The organism is Mesorhizobium sp. M0028, from assembly GCF_040323855.1.
GTDB lineage: Bacteria > Pseudomonadota > Alphaproteobacteria > Rhizobiales > Rhizobiaceae > Mesorhizobium.
This window is the reverse complement of the sequence record NZ_JAMYVG010000031.1, coordinates 1-15,487: the sequence shown is the minus strand read 5'-3', so window position 1 is coordinate 15,487 and position 15,487 is coordinate 1. Positions and strand designations below refer to the sequence as shown.

The following is a 15,487-nucleotide window of genomic DNA, read 5'->3' as shown; positions in this document are numbered from 1 at the left end:
GCGGCTGCCTCGTTGTGTGAATTGCTGGCAAGAAGCACTAGCTGTGGCGCGCCGTCTATCGGGACGAGAGGCTGCTCGACGCGACCGTCAGGTCGGCCGCAATGCCAAGGCCGGCGCGCCTACTGACTCCGTGGTGGAGGCAAGGCTGCACGTCAGCGCGTGATTACCGATCATCGCGCTCGCCAAAATGACGGCGTCGTACCGAGCGGTGCCGCCGCATGATGTCTCAACGTCGGGGCTCACAGCAAACAAAGCTGTCGCCATTGAACGAAACTGTCGCGAAGCGAACAGACGAACCGTAGCCGAAATGTTTGCCGTTCGTGCTTGGGTTGATCCGCAAGGCAAAAGGAAGGAAGAGCGAACCAAGGTCCGCCGGCACACTTGAGCTTCAAGCCGCAGCTGCGTCGTCAGGATGGCACGTCATTTGCAGTAGAAGCCTTTGTGACGGCCCGCCCACAACTAGCGGAGATGACGGGGATGATTTGTACAGAAATGTTGGATGGCGTCGTTTCGGCGATTATTATATTTGTAATAACAATCGCATATTTGTAACAATAACTCCCAATCATATTCTCAATTTCTGATGAATATCTGGCGTGACGAGCGCATCAAACTGCTCAAATTCAACTCAATGCGCATCGTTATCGACTGTTTCCTTAGCAAGAGTTCATCACTGACGTCCATTCCTTTTACTCTTTGAACGGAGATCAACAATGAACATTAGGAGCCTCCTCCTCGGCTCAACTGCGGCACTGATTGCCGTTTCCGACGCTCGCGCCGTGACCGCCGTTGCCGAGCCTGACCCGACTGAGTACGTTAAAGTCTGCGACGTCTACGGCTCGGGCTACGTCTACATTTCAGGCACTGAGACCTGCGTGCGCATCGGCGGCTATGTCCGTTACGACGTCGGCTTGGGCCATGTCGGATTGGTTGATCACGCAAGAACCTCGGATGTGAGGACTGGTGAGCATCAGGGCACATGGCAAAACAACACGCGCTTCACATTGAAAACTTGGACCGGCCAGGAGACCGAACTCGGCACGTTGAAGACCTACACCGAAACCCGCATGAACTTCGGCAACCGCCACACTTCGGTTTCGGACAGTTCTCGGTCCTATGCCTTCAACGGAGACAGCACCTTGACTTTCGCCTGGATTCAGCTTGGTGGCCTCCGAGTTGGTAAGGACTGGTCGGCCTTCGACATGTTTATTGGCGGCGCGGGTGACGTACTCAACCAGACGCCGGTTCCGTACGGCGCTTTCGATACCAATGTGGTTCAGTACTACTTCGACGCCGGGAACGGCTTTTCGGCCGTGGTTTCGCTCGAAGAAGGCTCGGGCGTGGTCGGCACAATCGACAGCTACGCACCGCACGTAGTCGGCGGCTTGAAATACACACATGGCTGGGGCGCGATCACCGGCGTTGCCGCTTATGATAGCAACTACGAATCGGTGGCCGCCAAGGTCCGTGTCGACATCAATGTCACCAACGAACTGTTGCTGTTCGGAATGCTCGGCTACGGTTCCAACGGCAAGCTCAACGACGACTCCACGAACGCCATCGACGCTCATGGTCGCGGCTTCTATAAGAGTTGGGGCGGGAACTGGGCTTTCTGGGCTGGCGCCACTTACAAGCTCAACGAGACAACTTCGTTCAACCTTCAGCTCTCCGGTGATCAGCTCAAGAACCATGGTGTCGCTGCAAACGTCGCCTATGCGTTTCTTCCAGATTTCACAGTTACGGCGGAACTCGACTATGGCCGATACGGTAACTTCGCCGTCGGCAAGGTGGACGGCGCTTCCAACATGAATTGGACCAACGCCAACAAGAAGAGCAGTGTCGGCGGAATCCTGCGTTTCGAACGCTCATTCTAACGGATGAAAGGGCGCTGAGGCAGGCATCGCATGTACTTGTCGTCGGCGGATCAGACTCCAGTGGGGGTGCCGAATCGCGCGCGATATCGAGACGCTCTCCTCCATGGGCGTGCGCAGCTGCCTTGCCGTCACTGCGGTGACGGTGCAAACACACGACAGCGTCACGGACATCCTTCATCTGCAACCCGGTCTGGTGGCCGATCAGATGCGTGCAGCGATCTCGCGGGCGTCGCGGCGTAGTGAGCGCGGGCGCGGCCGTGATGATCGTGGCGGGAGGGAGAGGTAAGGAGCGTCTTTCCTTTGAGAATTCGCGTTTACGGGTACCCACGATGCACAACGGGCGAGTTTTTCAAAGAGGCGCGTCCTCCTTCGAAGCGCTTCGGAGGGCCAGGCTCTAGGCTCGCCCCGAGCCCCTGCGTAGCCTGCGGGGGAGCTGGGTCTCGGCCCATCCGGGTAACGATCCTTCGCGCGGCTATGGAAACGATCGCATTTGCCGATTATCGCATAAAAAACTTGTTATCGCACGACTTAAAAAACTTGCAACTCCACAACATCATTGACTTGTCGCCTATCAGCACTATATACTTGTAATCGCACAGCTCTAAAAAAGTTGCAAAGGCACGGCCATGGCCAAGCCCCATGAAAAACTCGCTGTATCACTGGCCGTCCTCAAAGAGCTGCAGGAGGGTGGGCGGCGCATATTCAAATCAGATGAGCTGACCCGCGTCCACCGGGAGCGGCTGCTGCAGAACGGGTTCCTCCGCGATGTTACCAAAGGCTGGCTCATGTCGACCGGCCCGCAGGCACAGCAGCAAGACACCACCCCCTGGTCCGCGAGCTTCTGGGAGTTCTGCTCCCTTTACTGCAATGACCGGTTCGGCAAGGACTGGTTCCTGTCACCGGAGCAGTCGCTGCTTCTGCACGCGGAAGCGCCCACTATTCCGCCTCAGGTGGTGGTGAACACCCCCAAAGGCACGAATAACAAAATCGACCTGCTGTTCGGCACTTCGCTCTATGACCTCAAGGTCAAGGAGATGCCGGCCGAACTGACAGAGAAAAACGGCCAGCGCGTGTTCACTGTCGAGGCCGCCCTTACCCGGGTGCCGGAAGCGTTCTTCCAGCGCGCCCCTATCGAGATGCAGATCGCCATGGCGTCGGTGCGCGACGTATCAACCGTTCTGGCCCTGCTGCTTGATGGCGGCCATTCCGCCGTGGCGGGACGGCTTGCGGGGGCCTTCCGTCGCGTAGGACGCGACTCCTTTGCCGATGAAATCGTGGCCGCCTTCAAAGCCGCCGGCTATGACGTGCGCGAATCCGATCCGTTCGCGGGACAAATTGGAGTGACAACTATTGCGGCGGGCGTACCGCCGTTGGTCGCCCGCCTGCGCGCGATCTGGCAATCGCAGCGCGAAGCCATCATCGAGATATTCCCGAAGGCACCCGGACTTCCGTCCGACAAAGACGCCTATATGAAGTTCGTCGAGGATATCTACGAAAGCGACGCCTACCATTCGCTGTCGATAGAAGGGTACAGCGTCACCCCGGAACTCATCGACCGGGTGCGCGAGGGGAGCTGGAATCCGGAGATTGATGAAGAGGACCGCAAGAACCGAGATGCACTTGCCGCGCGTGGCTACTACCTCGCATTCCAGAAGGTCAAAGACTCTGTTGCCGCGATCATCAACGGCAAGCCAGCCGGCGCGTTGACGCGGGACACTCACCGGGAGTGGTACCGGGAGCTGTTCGCGCCGTCAGTGACCGCCGGCATCCTCAAAGCCAGCGCGCTTGCGGGATATCGCAATCACCCTGTGTACCTGCGCGGCTCGCAGCACGTGCCGCCGCGTACCGAAGCGGTGGCCGATGGTATGAATGAGCTGTTCGACCTGCTGGAGGCGGAGAAGGAGGCCTCCGTGCGTGCCGTGCTGGGGCATTGGCTTGTGGGCTATGTGCACCCCTATCCGGACGGCAACGGACGAATGGCGCGGTTCCTCATGAACGCGATGCTGGCTTCAGGCGGTTACCCCTGGACAGTCGTCAGAGTCGATGACCGGAAGGCCTACCTCGCAGGGCTGGAGGAGGCGAGCGGCAATATGAATGTGAAAACGTTCGCCGCCTTTCTCGGCGAACGGGTGAAGTGGTCTATGGAGAAGGCGGCGTGAGGTCGGTGGTGTGCCATGTTTAACTTGCTTTCTCGGGCCACGGCGAGTGGTGGGAAACGCCGCCGTTCACGTCAACCATTGACCGGTTCAAGGAATCTAGCGGCGCCGAGGCCGAGGCTATCGACCTCGCGCCCTGAAACATTGCGCCGGCTGGAGGAAATCCCGGCGCTTTTGATGTACGAAGTCGGGGCGGGAGGCCCGCACGCGCGCGTGGTCCGGCACAGCCGCATACGCAATATCGTTCGGCGCGGACACGAACTGGCCTTCACCTTCGAGCCCGATCCTGCGGCTCCTTGTATTGCAAACATCAGCGATTTCGACCGCTCTTATAATGGAGCAACCGTAGCACGGCAGTCCATTTTCGTCTCACCAGGGGATATTGGGCCCTTGCCAGACGACAAAGCGCACAGCCTTGCCTATAAACCTGGACTGGCAACTCGATATTTTTGCTCGAAACCCAAGCCCACCAAAGTTCAAACATTTGATGATCTCGCTGCGCTCTTCAGGGAGCAGTTCGCCGAGAAGCGTTTTGCGGAAGTCGGCGAGGCGCCGAGTGAGATGCGCGAAAACGTACTTGAGCTTGCTTCGCCGTCAATGCGGCAAGCCGAACAGCTCATTGCTGAACGGGTCGGCGCGAGACGCATTCAGATTCTAGACGGCGCAGCCAGACCGCCTGAGGAAGAGCGCGCAGTCACTGACATTCTCGTAGCGCGGGAAATTGCGCGTGTCGATCTTGGCGTCGACCTGCTGGTGGCCCAACCACGCTAACGACATCATACCGCTGATTAGCCCAGCTTTTGTCTAGGCCACAGTTATGAGACTACGGACCACTTGGCCAGGAAGAAGATCGGATTGAAAGCGAACCTTCCTTGTCATCTTTGCATCACGGTCAGTCTGCACGAGATTGACCGCTGCAAGCCGGGAGCACGAGCGGGCTGGGCAAACGTTGCAACAGATCCATCAAGGAAATTCATAGACTCTTAGCAACTCCGGTTCGCTGTGAATGCTAGGCTTATTGCAACGTCTGAAGTCAGCGGGGTCCAAACCGTGGCGCCGCTTATTCTCCGACCCGCCGAACTGCGTGCAATTTCGGCTAAAGGCAATGGCAAGAAGAGCGCCCATCTTGTTTGTTCGACACAGCCATATCGGCTCAAAACAGTATCTTCACAGCCACCGACATTGTCCGGTCGATGGACAACCAACCATATAATTTGGTTCGAAAGCCGCAACATCTGTGGAGAACGCGAAATGACAAATTCAGCAGGACGAGTGCCCAGGCTTTCCAAGTGGCTTGGTCCTGACCAATGTTGACACTCGTCATTTTGTCAAGGAATGAAGATCGTTATCAAGCGCAGTATCATTCGAAGGGCAAATGCAATTTCGCCAGACGAATAGATCGCGCTGTCTTCCCTCAACTGCAAGGCGGCCCCCATATGAATGTTATCGCGGCGCTAGCTGTCGCTTTGAGGGAAGCCGCAGACCCGTCCTTCCGCAGTTTCGGCCAACAGATTGTCAAAAATGCCAAGGCTCTGGCCCACGCGCTTCTGGACCGAGGTTATGACCTGGTCACCGGGGGCACTGACAATCACATGCTGATCCTTGATCTTCGCGATCGACCACTATCAGGCAAGGCCTATGCCGAGCGGTTAGCGAAGGCAGGCATCATTACGAACTTTAATATGGTGCCGGGGGACCCGCGCCATCCTGAGGTCACAAGCGGAATTCGCCTGGGGTCGCCAGCAGTGACGTCAATGGGCTTGCGCGATGTGGAAACCGTGCAAATTGCTGGCCTCATCGACTCCGTCCTCCGGCGAGCCAGAAGACGAAGATCTCCATGCCTGCGTGCGAAGAGACATTGCCTACTTGTGCGCTGCGTTCGAGGTCCCGGGCCTCACCGACAGGTAAGGTGGGCTAAGCAAAATGCCCCATACAACTCCAACACCCGAAGCGAGGCATTTCATGGCTAGGCAGTTCGTGTTCTCTTCCGAATCGGTTGGCGCGGGACACCCGGATAAGTTGGCCGACAACATCTCGGATGCCATCCTCGATGCCATCCTCCGCACCGATCCCAAGGCGCGCGTCGCCTGTGAAGCGTTGGTAAAATCAGGGATGGTCGTTCTGGCTGGCGAGATTACCAGCGATGCGCAGGTGAATTATAGCCAAGTTGCGCGCGATACGATTCTCGATATTGGATACGACGACGAGGCCGTCGGCTTTGACGGCCGGCGTTGCTCCGTCGTCCATGCACTCACCGAGCAGTCGCCCGACATCAGCCAGGGCGTTGACGAGGGACGAGGGCAGGACCTCCAACAGGGAGCGGGAGATCAGGGCCTCATGTTCGGCTACGCATGCCGCGAAACCGATACTCTGATGCCTTTGCCGATCCAGCTCGCTCATCGCTTGACGAAACAACAGGCAGATGTCCGGAAAGCACGACAGCTTGGCTGGTTGCGTCCTGACATGAAATCCCAAGTCTCAGTGCGCTATGAGGGGTTGCGCCCGGTCGCCCTGGATACCATCGTCGTATCGACCCAACATGACGAGCAGGTCTCGCAAGAGACGGTCCGCCAGGGCGTCATTGAGCAAATCATAAAGCCTGTCCTGCCGACCCACCTGGAGACGGAAGGCATCAGAATTCTGGTCAACCCGACGGGGAGGTTCGTAGTCGGCGGGCCGCGCGGCGACTGCGGTCTCACTGGACGCAAGATCATCGTCGATTCCTATGGTGGGATGGGTCGTCACGGCGGCGGCGCCTTTTCGGGCAAGGACCCGTCCAAGGTTGACCGCTCAGCTGCCTATGCGGCCCGGTATGTCGCAAAGAATATCGTCGCTAGCGGACTTGCGGACGTCTGCGAGGTGCAGCTTGCTTACGCAATCGGCGTGGCCAGTCCGGTTTCCGTCATGGTCAACACGTTCGGAACAGCGAGGGTTGAGGAAAGAAGGATCGAGCGCCTCATTCTTGAGTTGTTCGATCTCAGACCGAAGGGCATTATCAAGATGCTTGATCTCTTACGCCCTATATACCGCAAGACCGCGACCTATGGCCATTTCGGCCGTGAAGAGCCTGATTTCACCTGGGAGAAGACAGACAGGGCCGACGAATTGCGTCGCGAGGCAGGACTTGCCGCCCCGTGAGGGCTGGCGCCGAACGGATTGGCAAGCGCAAAGCCCATTCCCACTGGCCAGACCCGCCCGCGCCCGGCGTGGCAGAAAGCCGGTGGGTTTTTGGCGGAGACATGAATTGATGCCGGACTATGACGTGCTTTGTATCGGAAATGCCATCGTCGACATCATCGCCCAGTGTGACGAGGCGTTCCTGGAGACCAACGGCATCATCAAGGGCGCGATGAATTTGATCGACACGAGGCGCGCCGAACTGCTCTACAGCCGCATGGGCCCGGCCATTGAAGCCTCGGGCGGCAGCGCCGGCAACACGGCGGCGGGCGTCGCCTCCTTCGGCGGCCGCGCCGCTTTCTTCGGCAAGGTCTCCAACGACGCGCTCGGCGAAATCTACGCGCATGACATCCATGCCCAGGGCGTCGCCTTCGACACCAGGCCGCTTAACGGCGAACCGCCGACAGCGCGCTCGATGATCTTCGTCACGCCGGACGGCGAGCGCTCGATGAACACCTATCTCGGCGCCTGCGTCGAACTCGGCCCGGAGGACGTCGAGGCCGACAAGGCGTCGGGCGCCGCCGTCACTTATTTCGAGGGCTATCTGTGGGACCCGCCGCGCGCCAAGGAGGCGATCCGGCAGACGGCGAAGCTCGCCCATGCCGCCGGGCGCGAAGTGTCGATGACATTGTCGGACTCGTTCTGCGTCGATCGCTACCGCGACGAATTCCTCGATCTGATGCGCTCCGGCACCGTCGACATCGTCTTTGCCAACAGCCACGAGATCAAGTCGCTCTACCAGACCGCGTCCTTCGACGAGGCGCTGGCCCAGATCCGCAAGGATTGCAAGATCGCCGCCGTCACCCGCTCGGAAAAGGGCTCGGTGATCGTACGCGGCGACGAGACCGTGACCATCAATGCGACCAGGATCCGCGAGCTGGTCGACACGACAGGCGCCGGCGACCTCTACGCCGCCGGCTTCCTCTACGGCTACACGCAAGGCCGCAGCCTGAAGCAGTGCGGCGATCTCGGCTCGCTGGCGGCCGGGCTGGTCATCCAGCAAATCGGCCCAAGACCACGCCAGAATTTGCGCAGCGAGGCCGAGCAGGCGGGATTGCTGTAGGTGGCGAGCCAAGAACCAGCTGCCCAGCCTCCTTAATCCAGCCCGAGCCTTTTCTTCAGTTCCGCATTCTCCTTGCGGAGACGATCGGCAAGCAGGCTCTTTAGCCGCTTGTTTTCTTCCTCGAGCGCGACGAGATCCTTCAGCCCGTCACTGTCCGCCGCCGGCGCCGCCGCCTTCTTCCAAAGATAATATGTCTGTTCCGAGATGCCGGCTTGCTTCACCGCGCTCTTGAGAGTAGCGCCGCCGCCGATCGAGGTCTCGATCTGCGCCAGCTTCTGGGCACGATCCTTCGCGGAGTAGCTCTTTCGGCCTGTTCGCGCTGACGGCGGTGCTTCAGTGGTCGCGGATATCGGCTTGGCGCCCTCCTTGCGGGCAGGCGCGCTCGCCTCAGCTTCTGGCTTCCTCGACCGCCGCGCTCTCGTCTTCGGTTTTGGCGTTTCCGCTTTGTCTGCCGGTGCGCTAGGAACTACTGCTGACTCGGTTTCCAGGGGATTGGCCATGAAATGCTCCACTCGCGGTTTTTGCAAAGGTTCAGCATCAAGGGCCACTACAGTAGAGTCAACAAGCTGACGATTTAACGGCTCGACTTCCTTTGTTGTCTCGGCCATCGCCGCGGCGATGTCGAAATTGCCCCAGATGGAACGTGCGGATTTTTGATAATTGCGCTTTTGTTTGACTTCCACGGTGAATGGTCGCGTCTGCCGCCTCATAGTTCCTTCCTGAATAGGAGAATGAAGTCGCCGCTCGAATTTTTGGCGCTTGCTGCTTAGCGCGGAGCATTATCGTATAGCCGCTCAACGGGCAAGTGATGCCGGTCTTCGATGGCTGACCCATCTGGGGAGATTTGAGCGGCTTCGCGCGTCCTGCGCATGCCTGTAAGAGCCTGACTCGAAACTCGACGCACGACGTGGAGCTGCCATGCGGCGAAGCATGAGGCGGATCGAGGCGATGAAGATCCATGCCTCGGCGCTGGCGATGGTCGCCTCGAAGTCTTTGGCGAGCCGGCGACAACGTCCCAGCCAGGCGAAAGTTCGCTCGAGGACCCATCGTCGTGGCAGCACGCCGACTGCCTTCCTGGATGTCGGCCGTGTGCACCGTCAGCCCGACCAAGTGTCCCTCGGTGGCAGTAATGATATGGCGCTTGCGGCCTTTGACCTTCTTGCCGACGTCGTAACCACGCAAACCGGCAACGTCGGCGAACAGATGCCGCAACCAGGGAGAAAGCCGTCGAATGGAGGCGATGACGCCGCTTGGTCGCGAGGCGAACCCGAGCGCCGGTGTCATCGACAGCCAATCGGCAAAGACCACGGACGTTGTCGCTGCCCCGCGCGGCAATATCGCCGGCGGGTGGTCTCCGTCCAACCCATGTCGTTATCCCGTTCAAGTCTAGACAACCCAAGCGAATCACAACGGACGGGGCCACTCAACCGCTTCCACCCCCAAAACCGAGTTTCGGGTCAGGCTCTAAGGGCAAACACCATGCCATTGTGGGTGGTGGTTTGCGTGGCGAGACACGCCTGGTAAGGACCCTCGTGGTGCCGGTACGGCCCCTGAATATCGTGGTCGCAATTGGGGTGGTAATGGTTTGGCGGGATTTGCTGACGCGAGAAAACGGTGTCGCTGCCGCCGCCGCAAACCTTCCTCGATGAAATCGCCGCCACTGCAGCCCTTTTCGCCTGCTTCACACGAATTGCAGGCGTAGGTTTCAGGATTCACGCCGTTTTTGCCGGTGGCGCAATACGGCGTCGGAAAATTACCCACATTGAACTGACCTTGAACATCGGCAAAGGCGATGCAGGCCTTCTTCCCTGTCTTGAACCAGCAACTGATCGCGTGCAGTCATCCGGATAAGCCGCCCCGCCGGAGGCCAAGCTGACTTGGTGACACACGAACGCATTATTGTCTTCCGGTCTGGCGGCAACAGTATCAGCAGGACGGCAAAGCTGACCGGCTGCAGCGAAGCGCAGGTGAAGCGCGCTGGGCTCGACATCAGAAGGAAAGCGGGAAGCAGGAAATGTTGTCGCAAAAGTTGAGTTCTGCGAGGTGCAAAAGTCAGTTGCAAATCGTCGCGACAGAGGCTCGGCAGCTCCCCGAAGTAGCCATTTCAGATTGCTTGCAGGTGCGGATAAAGTCCTTTATGCATCGGCACATGATCAAGTCCGCGCTCATCGCTGCAATCTATTATGCGACGCTTCCATAAGGAGCGGCGCGTTTCGATCATGCCTTGAAACAAGCCGCCGTCAGGCGGCTTGTTTCATTGAGAGGACCTCCTGGCGGCAATACCAGGAGGATTCCCTATGGCACTTCCCGATTTATCAACCGGTCATTCCAAACCATATTCGGCGGCTTTGAAGACGCTCATTGAGCGCGGCTATGTAAATCAAGGGACCGACCTGCCGGGTGTCGATGCCGCCTTTGAAGCAGGCATCGTACCCGCTTACGCTGGTTTCGATGCGACGCCTGACAGTCTTCATGTCGGCCATCTTCTTCTGATCATGGCGCTTCGTCATCTTCAGCAGACTGGCCATAAACCCATCGTTCTCATTGGGGGTGGGACCACCCGCATCGGCGATCCCAGCTTCCGTTCGGACGCGCGGCCGATGCTGACGGACGAGCGGATCGCCGCCAACATTGAAGGGATCAGAAAGGTCTTTGGCCGTCTCCTTGTCTTCGGAGACGGCCCGACGGATGCCGTGATGGTGAACAATGCCGACTGGCTGGACAGCATTCGTTGGATCGACATGCTGAGAGACGTCGGCAGGCATTTCTCCGTCAATCGGATGCTCTCTTTCGACAGTGTGAAGTCGCGGCTGGAAAAGCAGGAGAATCTGAGCTTCTTAGAATTCAACTACATGATCCTCCAAGCGTTCGACTTCCTTGAGCTAACCCGCCGGACCGGTTGCCGTTTGCAGATGGGTGGAGCCGACCAGTGGGGGAACATCATCAATGGCATCGACTTGATACGGCGGACGGATGGAAAGGAAGTCTTCGGAGTGACTACGCCGCTTCTGAAGACTCCTTCAGGTGTCAAGATGGGTAAGACGGCTGCCGGAGCTGTGTGGCTCAACGAAGATCGCCTTTCGCCATACGATTACTGGCAATTCTGGCGTAACACGGAAGACGCTGATGTCGTTCGGTTTCTGAAGCTTTTCACCGATCTGCCGATGAACGAGATCGAGCGATTTGGACAGGCTGAAGGAACCGAGCTAAACGCCGTCAAAGAACGTCTCGCCAACGAAGCTACGGCCCTGGCACATGGAACTAACGCCGCCAAACAGGCGGAGGCCACGGCTAGCCAAGCATTTGGGCAGGGCGAAGCCGCAGAGGGGCTACCGACGCTTCATCTAAATGACGCCGAGGGGTTGGCCGGAGTAGCCCTTGTGGATTTGCTGGTACGCGCCGGATTGACCTCCTCCAAAGGGGAAGCGCGAAGGGCGATCTCGGGACGAGGTGTGCGGATCAACGGCAACGTTGTCGAGGTTGATACAATGATATCTTCCCAAGACCTCCCGATCCGGCTTTCGCTCGGCCGGAAGCGCCACACTGTTGTAAAGTAGGGTTTCAGCAAATGCTGTCGCAGAAATTCTGCCCGCTTAGCGGATATTGCAGACATTCGCGTCGAGTTCCCTGAGGAATGTCGAGAGACACTCCTCAGGGGGTAGTTAAGGCCGCCAAGTTTTCTGGGTTAGCAGGCGCGCCACTGTGGCAGCTTGGCTTGTATGGCGAGGCCATGGTTGAGTGAGGCGAACCAAATCCAGCCCCGCGGTCGATCCCGAAGCTTCCCACAATGGCGAAGAGAACATCTTCACTGGTTCCTTTTCAGCACAAGACCTTCCGTTCGCTATGGTCGGCTGCACTCATTTCGAACCTTGGCACCCTAGTGGAAGGTGCGGCGGCAGCTTGGCTGATGACGAGCATCGCCACCTCCCATGGAATGGTGGCGCTCGTCCAGTCATCGACCACCCTCCCCTACATGATCTTCTCGCTCGCGGCGGGAGCGCTCGCGGACAAGTTTGACCGTCGCCGGATCATGTTGACTGCGCAACTGCTGATGGTCTGCGTATCCGCCTTCCTGGCGTTCCTGACCTATGCGGGGAATGACACCCTGGACCCTTCTGGGTCTCACCTTCCTAATCGGCTGTGGTTGGGCATTGCACGATCCCTCTTGGCAAGCCTCCATGGGAGATATCCTGCCTCGCGAACACCTGCCAAGCGGGGTTGCGCTCAACGGCATGAGCTACAATCTCATGCGCAGCATCGGGCCGGCGATTGGCGGCATAATCGTGGCCACAGCCGGTGCGGCCTTCGCGTTCCTCTTCAACGTCCTTTGCTACTTCGCTCTGATCGCTGCGCTGTTGCGATGGAAAGCCGAACGGGCACGACAAGCGCTGCCGCGGGAGGCTTTCGGCAGTGCGATGGCGGCGGGCTTCCGTTACGTGCTCTTGTCGCCGAACCTTCTCAAGGTGATGTGCCGGAGTTTCATTTTCGGCCTCACCGCCGTTGTCATTTTGGCTCTCCTGCCGTTGGTCGCTCGCGAACAGATCAAAGGGACCGCAGTCACCTACGGCGTGATGCTCGGCTTCTTCGGCTTGGGAGCGATTTGCGGTGCGCTCCTCATCGGGCGGGTTCGAGAAGTTCTCTCCAACGAATGGGTCATTCGCGGTGCGTTCTTTGTATTGGCGATCAGCTGCTTCTTTCGGGCATGGAGCGAGCACGTTGGGCTGAGCTGTCTCAACCTCATGCCACCGCGCCCTCTCTCTATCAGACGGCCACATACGGCGGCATGGCGGCGGGAAGCTGGCTTTGGGGCGAACTGGCGGATGTCCAAGGTGTTTCGGGAGCCTTGCTCGTCCGCCAGCTGGTTCTTGTGATTGGGGGACTGATGGGCATCCTTCTGCGTCAGCCGCATTTTGAAACGCTCAATCTGGATCCGACCAACAAGTTCAGCGAACCGACGCTGCAACTTGACCTGCGGCCACGAATCGGTCCGATCATGGTGATGGTCGACTATCGTGTCGATCAGAGAGATCCAGACTCGCCCACAATAATTATCTGAATTTCAGCAGTAATTTTTGATCGCCCATTCGTGCTGTGTACCAGCCCTGTGTCTTACGCAAGTGGTCACGAACGGCTGCCGGAGCCTCGAAGACGCCCTAAAAACACATGCTGCGATTTCTGAACACGCTTGACGTGTTAGATTAAATTCATCCACAATGCGTGTGTTGAACACGCGAGGTGAGTTATGAACATGAAAGAGCTTAGGGTTCGACTGGGCATGACTCAAAAAGATTTGGCAGAGCAGATGGCAACGACGCAACAGACTGTGGCCCGTTGGGAAACAGGCAAAACGCAGTTGAACGTCGAGCAGATCAAGGACCTTTGTCTCACGTTGAAATGCACGGTCGAGGAGCTGCTGGGCTGGAAGATTGATGTCGAGGAGTGGCGCACGAGCCCGTTTGCAATTGCCGATGCCGAAACGCGATACGGCACGCTCAGAATCAAGACGGCTGTTGGCAGCCGCCAATATCCTATCGATGAAAAGGCGCGTGAATCGATTTTACGTCAGTTGAAGGAACTTCATAATCTTCGTAGAAATAACACAAGCAGGCCATGGCTGTATTGTTGGAGCCTTGACAACAAAATACTCTTGATAAATCCCCAATATGTCCGCACCATTGAGCTTATCGGTGACGATGTAGAGGAGATGCCAGAGTATTATCATCCAGAAATCTATCGGGCTTTGGATGACTGGGATAAGGGTGAGGTTTCAGGAAAGCTGAAGAAAGAATGCGATGCCATCATCGCAGAGATGGGTGATCAGGACGCCGTGCGCATGGCCTCCTATGTTCGCGTCACATATGACGACGGAGAAGATGAGTGGAACTTCTTGGATGAAGAAACCGCTACGACTTTCTTCGGATTGGAAGCTGCGACCTTTGACGTTCCCCAGTGTAGTTTCGCCGAAGTGGAGGAAGAAGGTTACTACCGAGCGCGATACGCCAACCTTGATCGCGTCGCGGTGATGGAGGTTCCAAGCGACCGTTATCACAGATTGACCGCGCCCGAGGAAGCTTAGAACCATCCACGAAGGGCGCATGTTACATCTCGACCTTGCGTGGTGGTTTTCAGTACGAGATGACGTTAAGCGTAGGTAGTGGCAGGTAAGAGTGCTCGACCAGAAGCTCAACTGCCTCCTCAATATCGCTGCCGATGTGCCGCAGGACACGTCCACGGGAGCGTGGATAGGCGTGAAGTTCCTGCACTCCACGGTCCGCTCTCCCATCGCCGGTGTGTGCCCGACGCCATCTTGTGGACGAGCTTGGCCGCCTGCACCCGGTTGTATTCCGGCTTGCGGTCCGCCTGGGCGGTCCGCCGCGATGGCTATCTCCATGTCAATCGGCGCCGAACTTTGACTGCCCGCTGCTTTTGATGAATTTGGCGAGGTCCCGCGCATAATCACTCTTGGTCTTCTCCTTGAGGCCCTGTGTCGCGAACTTGTGGTCCAGCAGGGCAAACAGGTCCAAGTCCCCTTCCGCCTGTGGCGCTGGCTTGCCCTCACCGCCCTCGGCTTCCCAATTGGGGACCGCTTCTGCGCGCTGCACCGTGGCGATTGTCCGCCCAAGACGCATCTGTCAATGCCGCTCGAATTTTCCCCAAAAGTGCCGAAGTAAAATTCCCCAGTTTCGCTGCTCAGACTGTCGCGGAGGGGTGTCCATTTTTCGGTGGCCGGCCGCGCGGCCGCGATGGTGGATTTAATGTCGGCGGCGTGATGGAGGCTTTTGATCGCAAGTGTTCGGGCATGAGCTCGGCGTGCTGGCGGAGCCGATAACTCGATCCTTCGATCTGGACGACGACCGCATGGTGAAGCAGGCGATCGAGAAGTGCGGTTGCGACGACAGGGTCGCCGAAGACCTCGCCCCATTCGGCGAAGCCGCGATTTGAGGTGAGAATCATTGCGCCCTTCTCGTAGCGGGCGTTGACGAGTTGGAAGAACAGATTGCCGCCACCGTGGACGACGGGCAAGTAGCCGATCTCATCGACAACGAGCAGAGCAGGCCGGCAGAAGAAGCGGATGCGTTCGTGCAGGCGGCCTTCGCGTTCGGCCCTTGCCAGCGCGGCGATGAGTTCGGCCAGCGTGCAGAAATAGACGCTCTTTCCAGCCTTCACAGCCTCGACGGCAAGCGCAATGGCCAGATGGCTCTTGCCTGTGCCGGGCG

11 protein-coding genes and 5 pseudogenes are annotated in these 15,487 nt (G+C 58.3%); 12 read left to right on the top strand and 4 right to left on the bottom strand.

Going from position 1 to position 15,487, the window contains the following annotated elements:
• Window positions 1-713: 713 nt before the first annotated feature.
• The 7 genes and pseudogenes from NKJ93_RS31370 (at window position 714) to NKJ93_RS31340 (ending at window position 8,270) form a co-directional block, all read left to right on the top strand.
• Window positions 714-1,874 (top strand): porin, encoded by a 1,161-nt coding sequence (locus tag NKJ93_RS31370; protein WP_352593186.1) that lies wholly within the window; start codon window positions 714-716, stop codon window positions 1,872-1,874.
• Window positions 1,875-1,888: 14 nt separating this feature from the next.
• A pseudogene (locus NKJ93_RS31365) lies at window positions 1,889-2,097 on the top strand (bifunctional hydroxymethylpyrimidine kinase/phosphomethylpyrimidine kinase); the annotation flags it as partial.
• A 403-nt stretch (window positions 2,098-2,500) separates the two neighbouring features.
• On the top strand, window positions 2,501-4,033 hold the full coding sequence (locus NKJ93_RS31360; RefSeq protein ID WP_352593183.1) for a Fic family protein: 1,533 nt from the start codon (window positions 2,501-2,503) through the stop codon (window positions 4,031-4,033).
• A 174-nt stretch (window positions 4,034-4,207) separates the two neighbouring features.
• Window positions 4,208-4,801: a hypothetical protein gene (locus NKJ93_RS31355; protein ID WP_352593180.1), complete on the top strand. Its 594-nt coding sequence runs from the start codon at window positions 4,208-4,210 to the stop codon at window positions 4,799-4,801.
• A gap of 551 nt (window positions 4,802-5,352) precedes the next feature.
• A pseudogene (glyA, locus tag NKJ93_RS31350) lies at window positions 5,353-5,938 on the top strand (serine hydroxymethyltransferase); the annotation flags it as partial.
• A 54-nt stretch (window positions 5,939-5,992) separates the two neighbouring features.
• A complete protein-coding gene (metK, locus tag NKJ93_RS31345) occupies window positions 5,993-7,168 on the top strand; it encodes a methionine adenosyltransferase (protein ID WP_352593177.1) in 1,176 nt (391 codons plus the stop codon).
• A gap of 109 nt (window positions 7,169-7,277) precedes the next feature.
• Complete coding sequence (locus tag NKJ93_RS31340) at window positions 7,278-8,270, top strand: adenosine kinase (RefSeq protein ID WP_352593174.1); 993 nt, start codon at window positions 7,278-7,280, stop codon at window positions 8,268-8,270.
• A 32-nt stretch (window positions 8,271-8,302) separates the two neighbouring features.
• On the opposite strand, the gene NKJ93_RS31335 is transcribed toward NKJ93_RS31340, so the two are convergent.
• Both NKJ93_RS31335 and NKJ93_RS31330 read right to left on the bottom strand, forming a co-directional pair.
• Window positions 8,303-8,980 (bottom strand): transposase, encoded by a 678-nt coding sequence (locus tag NKJ93_RS31335; RefSeq protein ID WP_245274818.1) that lies wholly within the window; start codon window positions 8,978-8,980, stop codon window positions 8,303-8,305.
• 204 nt (window positions 8,981-9,184) lie between these two features.
• A pseudogene (locus NKJ93_RS31330) lies at window positions 9,185-9,455 on the bottom strand (transposase); the annotation flags it as partial.
• A gap of 67 nt (window positions 9,456-9,522) precedes the next feature.
• On the opposite strand from NKJ93_RS31330, the pseudogene NKJ93_RS33700 reads away from it, so the two are divergent.
• From NKJ93_RS33700 to NKJ93_RS31310, 5 genes and pseudogenes are all read left to right on the top strand, one after another.
• Window positions 9,523-9,615, top strand: a pseudogene (locus NKJ93_RS33700) (IS5/IS1182 family transposase); the annotation flags it as partial.
• A 269-nt stretch (window positions 9,616-9,884) separates the two neighbouring features.
• Window positions 9,885-10,121 (top strand): hypothetical protein, encoded by a 237-nt coding sequence (locus tag NKJ93_RS31325; protein ID WP_352593171.1) that lies wholly within the window; start codon window positions 9,885-9,887, stop codon window positions 10,119-10,121.
• Window positions 10,122-10,567: 446 nt separating this feature from the next.
• Window positions 10,568-11,827, top strand: coding sequence for a tyrosine--tRNA ligase (gene tyrS, locus NKJ93_RS31320; protein WP_352593168.1), 1,260 nt, complete (start codon window positions 10,568-10,570; stop codon window positions 11,825-11,827).
• A 230-nt stretch (window positions 11,828-12,057) separates the two neighbouring features.
• Window positions 12,058-13,299, top strand: a pseudogene (locus tag NKJ93_RS31315) (MFS transporter); the annotation flags it as partial.
• Between the two features lie 213 nt (window positions 13,300-13,512).
• Entirely contained in the window at window positions 13,513-14,346 is an 834-nt protein-coding gene (locus NKJ93_RS31310) for a helix-turn-helix transcriptional regulator (protein ID WP_352593165.1), read from the top strand.
• Window positions 14,347-14,662: 316 nt separating this feature from the next.
• Here the strand turns inward: NKJ93_RS31310 and NKJ93_RS31305 are convergent, their stop codons facing one another.
• Both NKJ93_RS31305 and NKJ93_RS31300 read right to left on the bottom strand, forming a co-directional pair.
• Window positions 14,663-14,794, bottom strand: coding sequence for a hypothetical protein (locus tag NKJ93_RS31305; RefSeq protein WP_023679681.1), 132 nt, complete (start codon window positions 14,792-14,794; stop codon window positions 14,663-14,665).
• Window positions 14,795-14,960: 166 nt separating this feature from the next.
• Window positions 14,961-15,487 (bottom strand): ATP-binding protein (locus NKJ93_RS31300; RefSeq protein WP_352593162.1); only part of this gene is annotated, 527 nt, incomplete at its 5' end.

Bases quoted from the DNA above. Each gene is read 5' to 3' on its own strand.
- NKJ93_RS31335 (WP_245274818.1), bottom strand. From the start codon at position 8,980: ATGAGGCGGCAGACGCGACCATTCACCGTGGAAGTCAAACAAAAGCGC.
- NKJ93_RS31310 (WP_352593165.1), top strand. From the start codon at position 13,513: ATGAACATGAAAGAGCTTAGGGTTCGACTGGGCATGACTCAAAAAGAT.
- NKJ93_RS31360 (WP_352593183.1), top strand. From the start codon at position 2,501: ATGGCCAAGCCCCATGAAAAACTCGCTGTATCACTGGCCGTCCTCAAA.
- NKJ93_RS31355 (WP_352593180.1), top strand. From the start codon at position 4,208: ATGTACGAAGTCGGGGCGGGAGGCCCGCACGCGCGCGTGGTCCGGCAC.
- metK (WP_352593177.1), top strand. From the start codon at position 5,993: ATGGCTAGGCAGTTCGTGTTCTCTTCCGAATCGGTTGGCGCGGGACAC.
- NKJ93_RS31370 (WP_352593186.1), top strand. From the start codon at position 714: ATGAACATTAGGAGCCTCCTCCTCGGCTCAACTGCGGCACTGATTGCC.
- NKJ93_RS31340 (WP_352593174.1), top strand. From the start codon at position 7,278: ATGCCGGACTATGACGTGCTTTGTATCGGAAATGCCATCGTCGACATC.
- tyrS (WP_352593168.1), top strand. From the start codon at position 10,568: ATGGCACTTCCCGATTTATCAACCGGTCATTCCAAACCATATTCGGCG.